Raw genomic sequence first — 14,350 nt, forward strand, 5'->3', positions numbered from 1 at the left:
GGGCTTAAAGCCCCTTTTCTATTTCTGGATATGATACAAGCTCTATTATTTGTTTTAATTCCCTCATTAATGGCCCAGCGCTATATGTCCTGAATGCCTCTGTTTTAGCCTTTTTCTCAACCTGACCTGTGATAGTGCCGATTCTCGTTTCTTCTACCCCGTTCCTGTCCAGACACGTAATAAAATGTCCCCTAAGGCTGTGATAACATTGACGATTTGTAGCTTCTGGGATCATCTTGTCTCTCAGTCTAGTGAATGCTTGGGAGTAATACGGCCCCTTTTTACCGTCTGCACGTTGAATTCTGTTAGGAGTTGGCAGGAGATACTCACCAGATTTTAAGGAGAGCCACCTGTCAACGATGGGAAGCACTTTAGAATGTATAGGAACGCACCTTATGCCAGCCTTCGTCTTTGATTTTGTTACGCTGAACACTCTGATCCCGTCTATCTCTACAATATCGTCCCGCTTGAGGGATGCTATTTCGTCCAGTCTCATTCCACTGTATAGCCCAATCAGGATCACCCCTTGTAATTCATCCTCAGCATTCTCTACGAGCGTTACCAGTTGTTTGGTGGTGAACGGTTCGTAGCTCTCAATAGTTCTGCGAGCCTCCAGATTATGACCATGGAAAGGGTTTCCCTCAGGGATGGCGTCATAGGTTCTCAGTGCAAACTCATAGAGGCTCCCTAAACACGTTAACCAGTTCTGTAACGTCTGACCTGCAACCTGTTCCTGTTGTGACCGGATAAACTGCGTCACCATGCGCCGCCCAATCATATCGATCTTGATGTCAGTTTCCTGGATGGTTGCCAGAAAGATCTCTACAGCCCGCGCTGATTTGCTCAATGTAGAATATGATCGCCGGTTCTTATAGCTCTCTGCGTATTCATCACGGATAAGGCAGAGAGTAGGGGAAGTGTTTTTGTTGTCTACAGGCTGGCTGAATCTGCCCTCAATCTGCTGATTAGTGCTCACCTCCTGATAAAGCGCTGCAATTGCCCCGGAGATGCGTTTCTCTTCGGTATCTGGCCTTAGCTGTTCTTTCAATTTATTGAATTCAATCAAAAGGTGGTTTCTGAATTGCCGGGCCTTAACAATATCCTTTGTCCCTGTGGATTTGCGCCAGGCGCGTTTATGTCCGAAGACGTGGCGCATGTATTTAGGTACGAAGATTTGAAACACCCAAAGGCCTGTACGGTTTTGAAAAAGGTACTGATTGTTGTTGATCGCCATGATATTGATCCTCTAATATCACGCTATCAGGTACATCGGCCTGTACAATATCGAGATGGAGTGAACGAGAGCTTCCCAAGCTCTATACGAGGGTTCGATTCCCTTCGCCCGCTCCAGAATTTCTCTTGCGGTCACACATCTTAAATAAGACGCTGTTTTTGAAACAAGTTTCTTACCTCCTATAGCATGTCAGTCTCTCGTTCCACCCCTCAAAAATGCACGGTTAGTTGTCACGGAAAGTTAACGGCTAGATGAACGTTTAACTTAACGTCGGCGGCAGTTCCAGAGTCACACCGCGATAGCAACACGTGAACGAAAAAGCCTGGCCGGGCATGGTCATTTCATCGACAGACTGATCACCCGCATTTAAGCCCGATATGTAGCCTTATGAGCCATGTAAACAGGTGAATAGCTCCGTCACTTATGTCTACCTTTGCGCTCCCGTCAGCTGTTGATAAAAAGGAGTGGTACTTATCTCCAACACCTTTCAGGAAAGCGTCTTGGGTAACTTCTGAAGGGACTAAATAACAGCATGTTGAAGTATTCAGCTTCCTGGCCTGCGTCGTTGATCTTGTACCATTTGAACTCAGCACGCTTTAGCGTTTGACCAGTGGCAACGGCTTTTCTCGACAAATAGCAATCTGAAACCCGGGTACAGTAGGGGCGGCGTTGTCCATTCCGGAAACCTATTTTAACCAGCGGGAGGCCCGTTATCATGTTCAGCCATATGCGTATTGCCAGACCCGTCACCGACCTGGCGCGCGCTTGCGCCATGTACAGCCAGGGATTAGAGCTCCAACGGATTGCTGATTTTACCGACCATGCCGGCTTTAGCGGGATCATGGTGGGCCGTCCGGAGCTGGCCTGGCATATTGAGTTTACCCACTGCCACGATCATCCGCGACAACCTGCACCGACCGATGAAGACCTGCTCGTGCTGTATTACCCCGATAAAGCAGACTGGCAGCGGGCGTGCGCCAGAATGACGGAGGCGGGTTTTCGTGCGATGAGTTCGTTTAATCCCTACTGGGATACCAACGGCAAAACATTTGTCGATAATGACGGCTATCGGGTGGTGCTGCAGAACCGGGACTGGCCATAGCTTGGGGGCTCTTGCGTGACAGAACGGCGGGCCCTGTCCGCAGACGAGGGCGGGCAGTACTCCATGCGCTGAGTGCGGATATTTGCTATTCTGTACCGCGTCAGGTTATTGAAGAGATTGAGAAATGGGGTCGTTTATAGCCATCGCCTGTGTCATATGGCTTTTGTATAAAGGCGTGAAAATGTTGGCCAGGACTCTGTACAAAACGGAACCCATAAGCGCCAAACCAGATCGCGATGCCTGGGGGCGCAAGGAAGGCGAAGGTCCGCTGTACCGTCGCGTCAATCGCGCAACGAAAGATGAAGATGACGAGGGGTTGTTTCAGTCGATCAACCGGCGGCAACAGGCCACGGCAGAGGAAAAAGACGTGAGTGCCTCTGCTGCGTTCTACCAGTCCAGAGAGTGGCGCGCGCTTCGCTATCAGGCGCTCAAAAAATATGGCGGTGCCTGCAGCGCCTGCGGGCGTTCAGCGGCAAAACATGGGGTGGTCATCCATGTCGATCATATTCGGCCCCGCAGTAAATACCCGCATCTGGCGCTACGCCTGGATAACCTCCAGCTGCTATGCCACGACTGTAATCTTGCAAAAGGCAACCGCGACGAAATTAAATGGCGTTAGCCGCGGACTTTGCTGCTCTTTTTCAGCGCCCCGTTCGGGGTCAGAGGCTCTGCGAAATCGTTGGCTCCCCCCTGAACATATGTGCAAAGCGTAAGGTTTGATACTGCGGCAGCGTCATACTGGCGTCTGTCCAGCCCGCCATCGGTTGCCTGTGCGAGCTCACTCTGTGACTAAATAATCAAGAGCGTGACTTATCGCTACTTTCTCCTGTCGTTAAGACCAACCTCGTATTTACCCTACTTTTTATCGCGTTTTATCTGCAATGCGTATCCGCCATGAGCATGAATATCTGTTTGTCTAACATGTTGTTTATAAACATATAATTGTATTCATTGTTATCATTTGAGATGTCAATCACATTTTGTTGTCAGCCAAGTTTAAATCTATAAAAGTAGACGTTTGTCGACTTTTCATCTAAAAGATGGGGTTGAGGGGCTAGACAAAACCAGAAGCTGGTTATCAAATAGTTAAAAAATATCATGCCTCATGTAAATGATTGGCCAGTGTAAACATGGCTAACACGCTTTCCGCGGTCTCTCTGCACTGCGGTGCATCTTATCTGGAGAAGTTATGCATTCCTCTGTGAATAAAAATGAAAGCCGGACCTTCTTTGGTCATCCTTATCCGCTAGGTTCGTTGTTCTTTACCGAAATGTGGGAGCGATTCTCGTTTTACGGTATTCGCCCCTTATTGATACTGTTTATGGCCGCCACCGTTTACGACGGCGGCATGGGGCTGGCGCGTGAAAATGCCTCGGCGATTGTCGGTATCTTCGCCGGCAGTATGTACCTCGCGGCGTTACCGGGCGGCTGGCTGGCGGATAACTGGCTGGGCCAGCAAAAGGCGGTCTGGTACGGATCGATTCTCATCGCGTTGGGCCATCTGTCGATTGCCCTGTCAGCGGTGTTGGGTGACAACCTGTTCTTTATCGGGCTGATGTTTATCGTGCTGGGATCGGGTCTGTTCAAAACCTGCATCTCGGTTATGGTCGGCACGCTGTACAAGAAAGGCGATGCGCGTCGTGACGGTGGATTCTCGCTGTTCTACATGGGCATCAACATGGGGTCGTTCATCGCGCCGCTGATTTCCGGCTGGTTGATTAAATCGCACGGCTGGCACTGGGGCTTTGGCATCGGTGGCATCGGGATGCTGGTGGCGCTGGTGATCTTCCGGGTCTTCGCGGTACCGGCGATGAAGCGCTACGACAGCGAAGTGGGCCTCGATTCAACCTGGAACAGCCCGGTGGCGAAGAAGAACGGCGTGGGCGCCTGGCTACTGGCGCTGGCGGTGGGTGCCGCAGTGATTATCACGCTGATTGCGCAGGGGGTGATTGTGGTTAACCCTGTTGCCGTTGCCAGCATGCTGGTATACGTGATTGCCGCTTCGGTCGTTCTCTATTTCATCTATCTGTTTGCCTTCGCCGGACTGAGCCGCAAAGAGCGTGCCCGTCTGCTGGTGTGCTTTATTCTGCTGGTTTCCGCTGCCTTCTTCTGGTCGGCATTTGAGCAGAAGCCGACCTCCTTCAACCTGTTCGCCAATGATTATACCAACCGTATGATCGGCAGCTTTGAGATCCCGGCGGTGTGGTTCCAGTCAATCAACGCGCTGTTTATTATTCTGCTGGCGCCGGTCTTTAGCTGGGCATGGCCGGCCATGGCGCGTAATGGCGTCCGTCCGAGCAGCATCAGCAAATTCGTCATCGGCATTCTCTGCGCCGCAGCGGGCTTTGGCCTGATGATGCTGGCGGCACAGAATGTGCTGAACAACGGCGGGGCCGGCGTATCACCGTTCTGGCTGGTAGGCAGTATTTTGATGCTGACCCTGGGCGAGCTGTGCCTGAGCCCGATTGGCCTGGCAACCATGACGCTGCTGGCGCCGGAAAGAATGCGCGGCCAGATGATGGGGCTGTGGTTCTGCGCCAGTGCGCTGGGTAACCTGGCGGCCGGCCTGATCGGCGGTCATGTAAAAGCTGACCAGCTGGATATGCTGCCGGATCTCTTCGCGCGTTGTTCGATTGCGCTGCTGATCTGTGCCGCCGTACTCTGCGTGCTGATCGTACCGGTGCGCCGGATGCTGGAAAACACTCAGAACAAAACCGCACAAAAACCGGTTACCCACGCCTGACGGCAACGGAAACGGGCACTCGGTAAGCTGGCGCGTAATGCGCCAGCTTTTTTTTCGTCTGAGGTTGCCAGGCCAGTCAGGACGGCGCGCGGGTACAGCGGTAGATCAACGGTACCGCGAAGACGTAGAGAACCACTACCGATAACCAGATAGCCCCGGGCCACCAGGCACGAGAGCCAAAATATAAGCTTGAGAACACCAGCGGGGCGACAATCGAGGCCAGGCTGACGGTTGACGCCAGCACCCCCTGAAGCTGCCCCTGGTTGTCGGCCTGTACCTGGCGGGTGGCCAGCGCCTGCAGGGCCGGCGTACCGATACCGCCGAGGGCAATCAGCGGCATCACCGCGAAAACTATCCAGCTCTGCTGGGCCAGCGACAGGACTATTAATGCCGTGCTGGAGCAGGCTATCCCGCCCAGTATCGCCCCGCGCTCTCCCAGCAGACGGGTTGCCGGGCCAGGTAAAAATGCCTGCGCCAGGGTCTGACACACCCCGAAGGCCGCGAGCGACAGGCCGATCCATAAACCGTTCCAGTGAAACATATCCTGGCCCCACAGCGCCCAGCAGATGCCATAGACCTCGCCGGTGGCGCTGAGGAAAAAGAACACCAGCGCGATAGTCAGCAGTCCTTTGACGGAGAAGAGCCAGCGCATGGGGCGCAGGGGATTAAGCCCGGCAAGCGCCATTTTCTGCCTGGCCGGCTGGCGCGACTCTTGTAAGGCGAAGAGGGCCAGCAGAACGTTCGCGCCGTTCAGCACCGCGGCGACGAAAAAGGGCAGCCGGACACCGTAATCTCCCAGTACGCCACCGAGCACCGGGCCGATAATAAAGCCTGCGCCAAACGTGGCGTTAAATAGCCCAAAACGGCTGGCGCGTTTCCCGGCGGGCGTAATGTCCGTCAGCCATGCCATCGCCACCGCGATATTCGCGCTGGTCAGTCCGGCGATGGCCCGCCCGAGCAACAGTAGCCACAGATGGCTGGCAAAGGCCATTATCAGGTAGTTAACCACCGCTCCGGCCAGGGAGACCAGCAGCACCGGCCGTCGGCCAAAATTATCGCTTAGCGCGCCAAGCAGCGGGGCGAAGATAAACTGCATCAGGGCATACAGCGCCGCCAGGATACCCATGTAATGGGCGATATCCGCGGTATGCATCACCTCTTTGAGCAACTGTGGCAGAATCGGAAAAATCAGCCCGATGCCCACAGCATCGAGCCAGATGGTCATAAAAATAACGCTAAGGGTTCTGTTCATAATGGCGTTCAGTATTTGCCGCGTGGCTCAGGCATAGGGCGTATCCTGGGCCGCCGCTTCAGCGGCGCGAAATCCGTTTTCCAGCAGTGTCAGAAAGCGCTGGCGAACGGCGGGGGCAAGATGTTCGGGCTGGCGCAGTGCGTCGCTAAAAGCGATACGCCAGCTATTCAGGATGATGCTGGCAATCAGAGCGGCAACGGGATTGTGCTCAGGCGCAGAGAGGCGCGCAGCGAGCATGTTACTGAGCGCCTGCGTCAGTTCGGCAAACTGTTCCAGGGCATATACCCGCAGTGCCGGGCTTGCGGCCACTCCTTGCCAGAAGTCGGCAACCCGCCGATCGATCCTGATAAGCGGATGCTCCTGCTCAATCAGTTCCCGGGTCAGGGCCCTGAACACCGCCACCGGCGCCAGCGTACGGTGACGTTCCAGGGCGTCCTGTAGTAACTGGTGGATTTCGTCGATGCGATCGAAGTAGAGCTCTTCCTTGCGTGGGAAGTAGTTAAATACGGTCATTTTCGATACCTTCGCCGCGGCGGCAATATCGCTTACGGTGACGTTATCAAAGCCCTGCTTGATAAACAGTTCGGTGGCGGTATTGGAAAGCTGCTGGCGCGTAAGGCGCTTTTTTTGCTCACGCAATCCTTCCGCTTTTTGCCGGGTACTCATTGATGCGCTCCCTCAACAGGTCTCTGCTGGCGATTTAATTTTTACCTGGTAAAAGTTTATGATCGGTATAAAATTAAATCCAGCACTTTTGCTGCTGCGTTGACACAGGGCGAGTACGGTTACGAATGCTAAGAGAAGAGAGGAGACAAAACGGAGTGGGCGGTTGACCGGGCTGGCACAAATGACAACCCGGGTCGAGGATTAACGGTAAACAATCCCGCCATCGATCAGGATCGACTGACCGGTAATATAGTCGGAATCCGGGCCGGCCAGATAGGAGACCAGGCTCGCCACATCGTCCGGCGTTTCCGCACGGCCGAGCGCAATCCCTTCCACATATTTTTTATAGGTCTCACCGACCGGCGCACCGGTAATTTCGGCAAAACGCTTATCGATTTCGGTCCACATGCCGGTCCCCACAATCCCCGGGCAGTAGGCGTTCACGGTGATCCCGCGGCTGGCATACTCTTTCGCCGCCGCCTGGGTCAGGGCGCGAACGGCAAATTTAGTGGCGGAATAGATCCCCAGCAGAGCAAAACCGTCGTGTCCGGCAATGGAGCAGGCGTTAATGATTTTGCCGTTTTGCTTACGGTCGATGAATTTTTTCGCCGCGGCCTGAATGCCCCATAGCGTCCCCTGAACGTTGATACGCATGATGCGATCGACCTCTTCAGGGGTCACGTCGGCGAGCGCCTGCACCTGGGCAATCCCCGCGTTGTTCACGATGATATCAAAGCCGCCCAGCTCTTTTTCCGCCCGATCAATGGCGGCATACACCTGGTCACGTTCAGCAATATTCGCCACGAAGGTGGCGGCCTTACGGCCCAGCGCTTCAACTTCGGCGGCGACCGCCGCAATCCCTTCCGGGTTCACGTCGACAAGCATCAACGACGCACCCTCTTTGGCCAGACGTAAAGCAATACCGCGGCCAATGCCCTGACCGGCGCCGGTGACTAATGCAACTTTATTTTCGATAGCCATTTCTGTACATACCTTGTACTGATTAAGAAACGATGGATGCCTGATGGAGAAAAGGTTCGCTGCACGCAGGCGCAGGCCTGGCGTACTGCCCATCGGCGGCAAAGGATAAAACTACTTTATAGGTATGGATAAACGTGGCCTACCCCCCGGTTGGGGGGGGATAATGGCGTATGCACGGGATGAGGAGGTTATGGCGCTATGGAATTATTACCCCCGAGGGATGACGCATTGAGCGGGTTTGTTCATCAAGAACCGTTCCGCCTTGCGCGCACCTTGCCGCTTATCGCGACTCGCTTTACGCCGCCGCGCTCACCGGGGGTATTGCAGCCGCGCGATCGTCTGCTGCAGCGGCTGGACGCCGCGCTCACCAGCACGCTGACGCTGGTATGCGCCCCCGCCGGGTTCGGCAAAACCACGCTGCTGGCCCAGTGGTATCAGCATCGGCAGCAGCAGGGCGATACGCTGGCCTGGCTGAGCATTGACGAAGATGACAGCACGCCCTTGCTGTTTATGCGCTATCTGCAGGCGGCGCTGCGACCGCTCTGGCAAGCGGCGAATACTCTGCCGGAAAGCGCCCCCGGAGACGACTTCCGGCTGTTTCTCGCCGGGCTCGTCAACCAGCTGCACCGTTATCCGATTTCGCTGTCTCTGATCCTCGATGATTACCAGAATATTGCTCACCCGGAGATTGATGATGGTCTGAACTGGCTGCTGAACCATGCGCCGCCGTCTCTGCATCTGATTATTGCCAGCCGCAGCCAGCCGCACCTGGCGCTGAGTCGCCTGCACATGGAGGATCGGCTGGTGGAGATCGATGACCATGCGCTGCGGTTTAATGCTGAGGAGGCCAGAACCTATTTTGCAACGTCGATCTCCCCGGCACCGGACCCGCAGGAGATTCCGCGCTTGATTGCCCGCACGGAAGGGTGGGTTGCCGGTATGAAAATGGCGGCTTTAGCAAGCGGCAGCGCCCATTGTTGCCCGAGCGACGGCAAGCTGAATACCACCTCCCGCGCCCTCTTTCGCTATCTGGAAGAGGTGATCTTTGCGCCATTGCCCGCCGGGGTGTTGGACTTTCTTCTGCAAACCTCAATACTCAACCGCCTGCATCCATCGCTGTGCGATGCTGTGACCGGGAAACGCAACGGGGAAGCCATGCTGGAATGGATAGCCCGGCACAATCTGTTTCTCTCGGCCCTCGATGCCGACGGGTTCTGGTTCCGCTACCACCCGCTGATGCGCGAAGCGCTGCTGTATCGTCTGCAGCACAGTGCGGAAGTGGATATCCGCGTGCTGCATGAACAGGCCAGTAACTGGTTTGCCGGCCAGCAGCTGTGGGCAGAGGCGATTCGCCATGCGCTGGAAGCCGGGAAAACGGGAGCCGGGCATGCGGAGGCCGGCGTGCAGTCGCTGGCGGAAGAGGGCGATATCGAGACGATGGTGCGCTGGATCCGCTATCTGCCGGCAAATCTGGACCCTTCCCGCATCGAGCTGCAAACGAACCTCGCCTGGGCGCTCGCGCACCGCTTTCGTTTCCACGATGCCCGCCAGCTGCTGGACGCCATTGAGTCGCTGGCGGTCGCCAACCGCAGCGCGATGGCCCACAGTTCGTGGGTGAAGCTCCGCGTCGTTCGGGCGATCTGCGAAGCTTTCGCCGATAATATTGCCCAGAGTATTGCTATCGTGGAACCGCTGCTGCACGAGGTGCCCTGCGGCGATATCTGGGTGGATGGCCTGGTGTGCAATATTCTCAGCTACTGCCATCTGGCGAACGCCCGGCCGCAACAGGCGCTGGATGTCCAGCAGCGGGTGTCGGGTGTGCGGGTGGCGAACCGCAACCTGTTCGTGGAGGTCTACCGGGCGTTTGTGATGGCCCAGGGATACCTGCGTCAGGGCAATCTGGCCGAAGCGCAGCGGCAGGCTGGGCGGGCGCTCCAGTATGCTGAACAGCAGACCGGCCCTCACTCCAGCAGCGGCGCCACCCTGGCGCCGATTCTGGCCGAAATCGCCTGGGAGCAGGGGGAAGTGCAGCGCATCCCCACTCTGCTGACGCTACGTCTTGAGATGATCGATGACTTTTGCCCGCCGGATGGGTTTAGCCGCTGCTATATCGTGCTGGCGAGGCTGGCGCAACGTCATGGTCAGACGGATGAGATGACATCGCTGCTGCTGCATGCCGAAGGCCTGGCGGTTCAGCGTGGATGGCTGCGGGCGCAGGCGCCGCTGCTGGCTGAGCGTATTGCCAATGCGCTCCACGCAGGCGATCGCACGGCGGCCGACAGTTTGCTTCTTCGCCTTCAGGGGCTGACCCTCGGCGCGGAGAAAAATGATGTGGTCAGCGCCTGTTTAACCCTCAGTCAGAGCCGGGTGCTGATGGCCGGCGGACAACCGCTGGCGGCGGCGCGGCAGCTCGATACGCTGGCCGCTGAGCAGGAGCGCGGCGGCGAGTGGCTGTTTGCCGTACGCCTGCGGCTTATTCAGGCCGTCGCCCTGTGGCGCGCCGGGGAACGGGAGAGGGCGATAACGCTGGCGATCCCGACGCTGCGTCGCGCTTTTCAGCAGAAACTGTGGCGCAGCCTGTTTGATGGTGGAGAAGAGATGGCCTCATTACTGGCGGCTATCCAGCAACGCGGGGGGCACGACGAGGTCTTCAGCGACGCGCTGGCGCAGCATCTCGCCAGATTCAGCGCTGCCGGGATCTTGCCGACCATCAGCCGTCGGGCGCCCGCGCAGCTTCGCCTCACCGAGCGGGAGCAGCAGACGCTGGGGCTGATCGCCGAAGGCTACTCCAACAAAGAGATCGCGCGGGCCCTGGGAATTACGGCCGAAACCGTGAAGTGGCATCTCAAGCAGCTGTACGAAAAGCTGCAGGTCAATGGCCGGATTCAGGCGGTGAACCAGGCGCGCGAGTGGCAGTTATTCAGCTGACCCCGCTCGCCGGTACGCAAGGGGCGCCTCAGCGCGTCTCTTTCCCCAGATTCTCCAGCGCCGGGCCGCGGTAGTCTCCGCCTAATGCCTTAATCAGCGTAATGTCGCTGCTCAGCCGCTGCGCCTCGATATCCAGCAGGAGCAATTGCTGGGCGATGACGGGCCGACGCGCTTCCTGAGCCGCATAGTAGCTGACCAGCCCCCGCTGATAGTGGGCGCTGGCGCTGCGGGAAGTGGCCATGGCGGCCGTCACCTTCAGCTTCTGCAGCACCACCTGCTGATTAAGATCGTTCAGCTCGCTGGAGCCGATCGCCACATCGCGCACGGCATCCAGTACCGCCTGGTTGTACTGTTTGATCAGAATATTGCTGGCGGTACGGACCGATTGCAGATTGGCATTCAGCCGGCCGCCGTCGAAGATCGGCAGATACAGCCCCGGCAGCAGGTTGATCTGCTGGAAGGACGATTTAAACAGATCCCCGACGCTCAGGGCGTTGTATCCCCAGAAGGCCTTGATATCAAAGTGCGGGTAAAACGCCGCCTTCGCCGCATCGACCTGGCTTAATGACGCCGTGACATAGCCGCGCAGCGCCTGGAGATCCGGGCGGCGGGCCAGCAGTTCAAAGGAGAGCGAGTCGGGCAGCGTTTCCTGTAGCGTCGGCAGGGGGACCGGGTGGATCTCCGGCATGCTGTGCGCATCGGCGCCGATCAGCGCCCGCAATGTTTCCCGGTACTGCGTCAGCGTCCCGTTTGCCGTAATGACCTGCTGCTGCGCCGCCAGCAGCTCGGCCTGGGCATTGGCGATATCCACGCTATCCTCAACGCCGCGCTGGGTACGGTGCTCATGGGCCTGCACAGAGAGACGGGCAATCTCTTCCAGCTGATTCAACAACGTCATCTTCTGGAAGGTGGCCTGCATGGCAAAGTACAGCTGCGCCACGCTGCTGGCGAGATCCAGCTCGATTCCCGCCGTTTCCGCCTGACGCGCATTTTTCTCGCCAATGGCGGCGGCAACGCGGGCGCGATCGGCACCCCATAAATCAATATTCAGCGTGGCACCGACGCCGACGGTGTTCAGGGTGTACCACGGACCGTTTTTATCGACCGGCAGCGAGTAAGAGTAGGGCCAGGTGAACTGCTTGTTGGTAACCCGCAGCCGGTTCTGGGCCGCCACGGCGGTGGCCTGGACACCCATTGCCGACTGCGCCAGTTCTACGGTGGACTGCGATTGCGCGATCCGCAGCCGGGCGGCCTGCATGGTCGGGGAGTTTTGCAGCGCACGGTTGACCAGCATATTAAGCTGGGCATCGTGATAACCCTCCCACCATCTGGCTGCTGGCCAGCCGCTGTTGGCCAGGTGAATCACCTGCGCGAGTTCAGCCTGCTGCGGGTTCACGATAGTGACCTGGTCCGGATCGTCCTGAATTAACGCGCAGCCGGTGACCAGCGTCAGGACGAAGGCGAGCGGTGAGTAGCGCAGGAAGCGGGCTGCGGTGTCCATTTTTGTCATGACTTATCTGCCTGTCGCAAAAGCGGTGAAGGTGCGGACGACCAGCTCGGTAATGTCGTCAGCAGGGTGACCAGCGGGGGGCCAAAAGGATTACCGGGGGCGGGCCGAAGCTCGCCGAACGGCACGGGCGCCCGCTGCTGGTCGATATCATCGGCATAGGCCTCGAGCGACCCGGCGCAGTGGCGCAGAAAGGTATCTCCCGGGGCAGCGTACAGCCGGTACCCTTCGCTGAAGCGTACGATTTCGAGGGCCTGCGTCCAGGTGGCCTTCACCGGCCAGGTTTTTGCCTCGGGATGCGGGTGAGCATAAGCATTCAGCGGTTCAGCCGCCACCCGATGCATCAGCGTTTCGGCGCTGTTCAGGGCGTGAAACAGCGGCACTAATTTTACCTCATCGCGACTGGCGCGCAGGTCATCCGCAATCCGCCGGTAGAGATCGGCCAGCCGCGATTTGAGCTGCGGGGCTTCGCTATCCGGCCACAGGTAGAGATGGACAATCGAAGAGACCAGCACGCCGAGTAAAATACCGATGACGCGATCGCGCAGCTCGGTCAAATTGGTCAGCGGGCCAAACCAACTGAGAAACGCCAGCGAGAAGGTAAAGCCTATCTGAATCCCGGCATAGGCGATGCGTTCAGACCCTGCAGCTATCCAGGCCGACAGCGCCATTACCGGCAGAGTCATCGCCAGCAGGCCGACGAGTGATTCGGTATGCGGCTGAATAAAGACGATCATTAACAGCGCCAGCAGGGTAGCGAGCAGAGCGCCGCCTGTTCGCAGCCAGGTTTTCTGCAGCGTTGCGCCGAGCCCCGGCTGGGCGACAATCACACAGCTGAGCATAATCGTATGGATCCCCTGCCAGTCGGCGGCGGTATAAAAAACGTAGCACAGTAGCGTTGCCAGCAGCGTTTTGAGCGCGAAGTGCAAATACGCGGGGTTCGACCAGGCGTCAGGCAGCAGCAGGGGGGCTTTTTCCTCTTCGCCCGCCGGCAGCGGCACCGGTTCGCCGCGCGCCAGCCGGCTCAGCGTGGTGACCATCTCCTGCAAAATTACGCCGTTCGCCGTATCCCGCGCGCTGGCCTCCGGCAGGGTTGCCGGAAGCGTGCTGACGTCCAGATTCTGCGCCAGCGTCGAGAGCGCGGCGGCAAGCTGCAGACGCCCGGCGGAAGGGGATGCTTCCGGCTGCAGCAGCGCGGCCAGATGATAGCAGTGAAGCGTGGCGGCCATCAGGGATTGCCACGCCTGCGGGCTATCGGCTATCTCGGGGCTGGAGCGGGTCGCCTGCTGATACAGAGACTGAAGCTGGGCGAACTGTTCGGCAATTTCTTTGAACGTCGGCGGAGAACGGGCGTCCGGACGAGCGAGAAGCACCGCCACCTGGCGGAGCAAGAATACCATCCTCGCTTTGAACTGATAGCCGGGAAAAGCCTGCTGAAAACCGGCGTTGACCAGCAGCGTGACCACGATGGCGAGGTTGATGACCACCCATAGCCAGAGCAGCAGACGTACCAGAATCTCACTTTGGCTGGTCATCGAAGGGAAAGTCTGTGCGTAAATAACGACCAGGGCGACCACGAAAAAGGCCAGCCCCAGCTTGCCCAGCACCCGCATCAGATAGATGGCGCCGAAAAACAGCGTTACCGAGGCGACCAGGCGGATCAGCGGATAGTCATAAGTCCATTTGATGATCAGCAGCACGCAGCCCAGCGCCACGCTGACGGTGAGGAAAAAGACCACGCTCACCAGCTTTATCATCAACACATTAGGCTGGCTGACGTAAAACACCACGATCAGCGCCACGGCTAAAAAAGGGATCTGCAGGGTCATAAACAGGACGATCAGCACCGCGCAACTCAGGGTCAGGCGCAGGGTGTAGTTTGCTCGCCCCGGCGCGTCGCGGAGTTCCCGGTGCAAAAATGACCAGACGTTCTGCAT

The 14,350-nt window shown here is 57.6% G+C and carries 10 protein-coding genes and 1 pseudogene; 4 read left to right on the top strand and 7 right to left on the bottom strand.

Annotated features, from left to right (window positions below; genetic code table 11):
- Positions 1-4: 4 nt before the first annotated feature.
- Positions 5-1,234, bottom strand: coding sequence for a tyrosine-type recombinase/integrase (locus AC007G_RS06400; RefSeq protein ID WP_479466570.1), 1,230 nt, complete (start codon positions 1,232-1,234; stop codon positions 5-7).
- A gap of 525 nt (positions 1,235-1,759) precedes the next feature.
- Positions 1,760-1,858, bottom strand: a pseudogene (locus AC007G_RS06405) (type VI secretion system tube protein Hcp); the annotation flags it as partial.
- Between the two features lie 91 nt (positions 1,859-1,949).
- Between AC007G_RS06405 and AC007G_RS06410 the strand changes: the two are divergent.
- The 3 genes from AC007G_RS06410 (at position 1,950) to AC007G_RS06420 (ending at position 5,079) form a co-directional block, all read left to right on the top strand.
- A complete protein-coding gene (locus AC007G_RS06410; RefSeq protein WP_032698821.1) occupies positions 1,950-2,336 on the top strand; it encodes a VOC family protein in 387 nt (128 codons plus the stop codon).
- 181 nt (positions 2,337-2,517) lie between these two features.
- Positions 2,518-2,955, top strand: a complete 438-nt coding sequence (locus tag AC007G_RS06415) for an HNH endonuclease (RefSeq protein ID WP_223306633.1) — start codon at positions 2,518-2,520, stop codon at positions 2,953-2,955.
- Between the two features lie 570 nt (positions 2,956-3,525).
- A complete protein-coding gene (locus AC007G_RS06420; protein WP_032690824.1) occupies positions 3,526-5,079 on the top strand; it encodes a peptide MFS transporter in 1,554 nt (517 codons plus the stop codon).
- A gap of 76 nt (positions 5,080-5,155) precedes the next feature.
- On the opposite strand, the gene AC007G_RS06425 is transcribed toward AC007G_RS06420, so the two are convergent.
- The 3 genes from AC007G_RS06425 to AC007G_RS06435 all read right to left on the bottom strand — a co-directional run bounded on the left by AC007G_RS06425 (position 5,156) and on the right by AC007G_RS06435 (position 7,978).
- Entirely contained in the window at positions 5,156-6,331 is a 1,176-nt protein-coding gene (locus tag AC007G_RS06425) for a TCR/Tet family MFS transporter (protein ID WP_479466571.1), read from the bottom strand.
- Between the two features lie 27 nt (positions 6,332-6,358).
- On the bottom strand, positions 6,359-6,997 hold the full coding sequence (locus AC007G_RS06430) for a TetR/AcrR family transcriptional regulator (RefSeq protein ID WP_049266593.1): 639 nt from the start codon (positions 6,995-6,997) through the stop codon (positions 6,359-6,361).
- Positions 6,998-7,198: 201 nt separating this feature from the next.
- Positions 7,199-7,978: an acetoin reductase gene (locus AC007G_RS06435; RefSeq protein WP_032690828.1), complete on the bottom strand. Its 780-nt coding sequence runs from the start codon at positions 7,976-7,978 to the stop codon at positions 7,199-7,201.
- A 198-nt stretch (positions 7,979-8,176) separates the two neighbouring features.
- Here AC007G_RS06435 and AC007G_RS06440 point away from each other — a divergent pair, with 198 nt between their 5' ends.
- Entirely contained in the window at positions 8,177-10,906 is a 2,730-nt protein-coding gene (locus tag AC007G_RS06440; protein ID WP_047663458.1) for a winged helix-turn-helix domain-containing protein, read from the top strand.
- A gap of 28 nt (positions 10,907-10,934) precedes the next feature.
- Here AC007G_RS06440 and AC007G_RS06445 read toward each other — a convergent pair whose 3' ends face one another.
- The gene (locus AC007G_RS06445) at positions 10,935-12,407 is read right to left on the bottom strand and encodes an MdtP family multidrug efflux transporter outer membrane subunit (protein WP_185935620.1); all 1,473 of its coding nucleotides are present in this window, start codon (positions 12,405-12,407) and stop codon (positions 10,935-10,937) included.
- A gap of 5 nt (positions 12,408-12,412) precedes the next feature.
- Complete coding sequence (locus AC007G_RS06450) at positions 12,413-14,350, bottom strand: FUSC family protein (RefSeq protein WP_085396868.1); 1,938 nt, start codon at positions 14,348-14,350, stop codon at positions 12,413-12,415.

The organism is Klebsiella sp. CSG-1 (assembly GCF_056521145.1).

What these genes read in the sequence shown, in the direction of transcription:
- AC007G_RS06440 (WP_047663458.1), top strand. Translation starts at nt 8,177, where the DNA reads ATGGAATTATTACCCCCGAGGGATGACGCATTGAGCGGGTTTGTTCAT.
- AC007G_RS06415 (WP_223306633.1), top strand. Translation starts at nt 2,518, where the DNA reads ATGTTGGCCAGGACTCTGTACAAAACGGAACCCATAAGCGCCAAACCA.
- AC007G_RS06400 (WP_479466570.1), bottom strand. Translation starts at nt 1,234, where the DNA reads ATGGCGATCAACAACAATCAGTACCTTTTTCAAAACCGTACAGGCCTT.
- AC007G_RS06450 (WP_085396868.1), bottom strand. Translation starts at nt 14,350, where the DNA reads ATGCAGAACGTCTGGTCATTTTTGCACCGGGAACTCCGCGACGCGCCG.
- AC007G_RS06430 (WP_049266593.1), bottom strand. Translation starts at nt 6,997, where the DNA reads ATGAGTACCCGGCAAAAAGCGGAAGGATTGCGTGAGCAAAAAAAGCGC.
- AC007G_RS06410 (WP_032698821.1), top strand. Translation starts at nt 1,950, where the DNA reads ATGTTCAGCCATATGCGTATTGCCAGACCCGTCACCGACCTGGCGCGC.
- AC007G_RS06435 (WP_032690828.1), bottom strand. Translation starts at nt 7,978, where the DNA reads ATGGCTATCGAAAATAAAGTTGCATTAGTCACCGGCGCCGGTCAGGGC.
- AC007G_RS06420 (WP_032690824.1), top strand. Translation starts at nt 3,526, where the DNA reads ATGCATTCCTCTGTGAATAAAAATGAAAGCCGGACCTTCTTTGGTCAT.
- AC007G_RS06445 (WP_185935620.1), bottom strand. Translation starts at nt 12,407, where the DNA reads ATGGACACCGCAGCCCGCTTCCTGCGCTACTCACCGCTCGCCTTCGTC.
- AC007G_RS06425 (WP_479466571.1), bottom strand. Translation starts at nt 6,331, where the DNA reads ATGAACAGAACCCTTAGCGTTATTTTTATGACCATCTGGCTCGATGCT.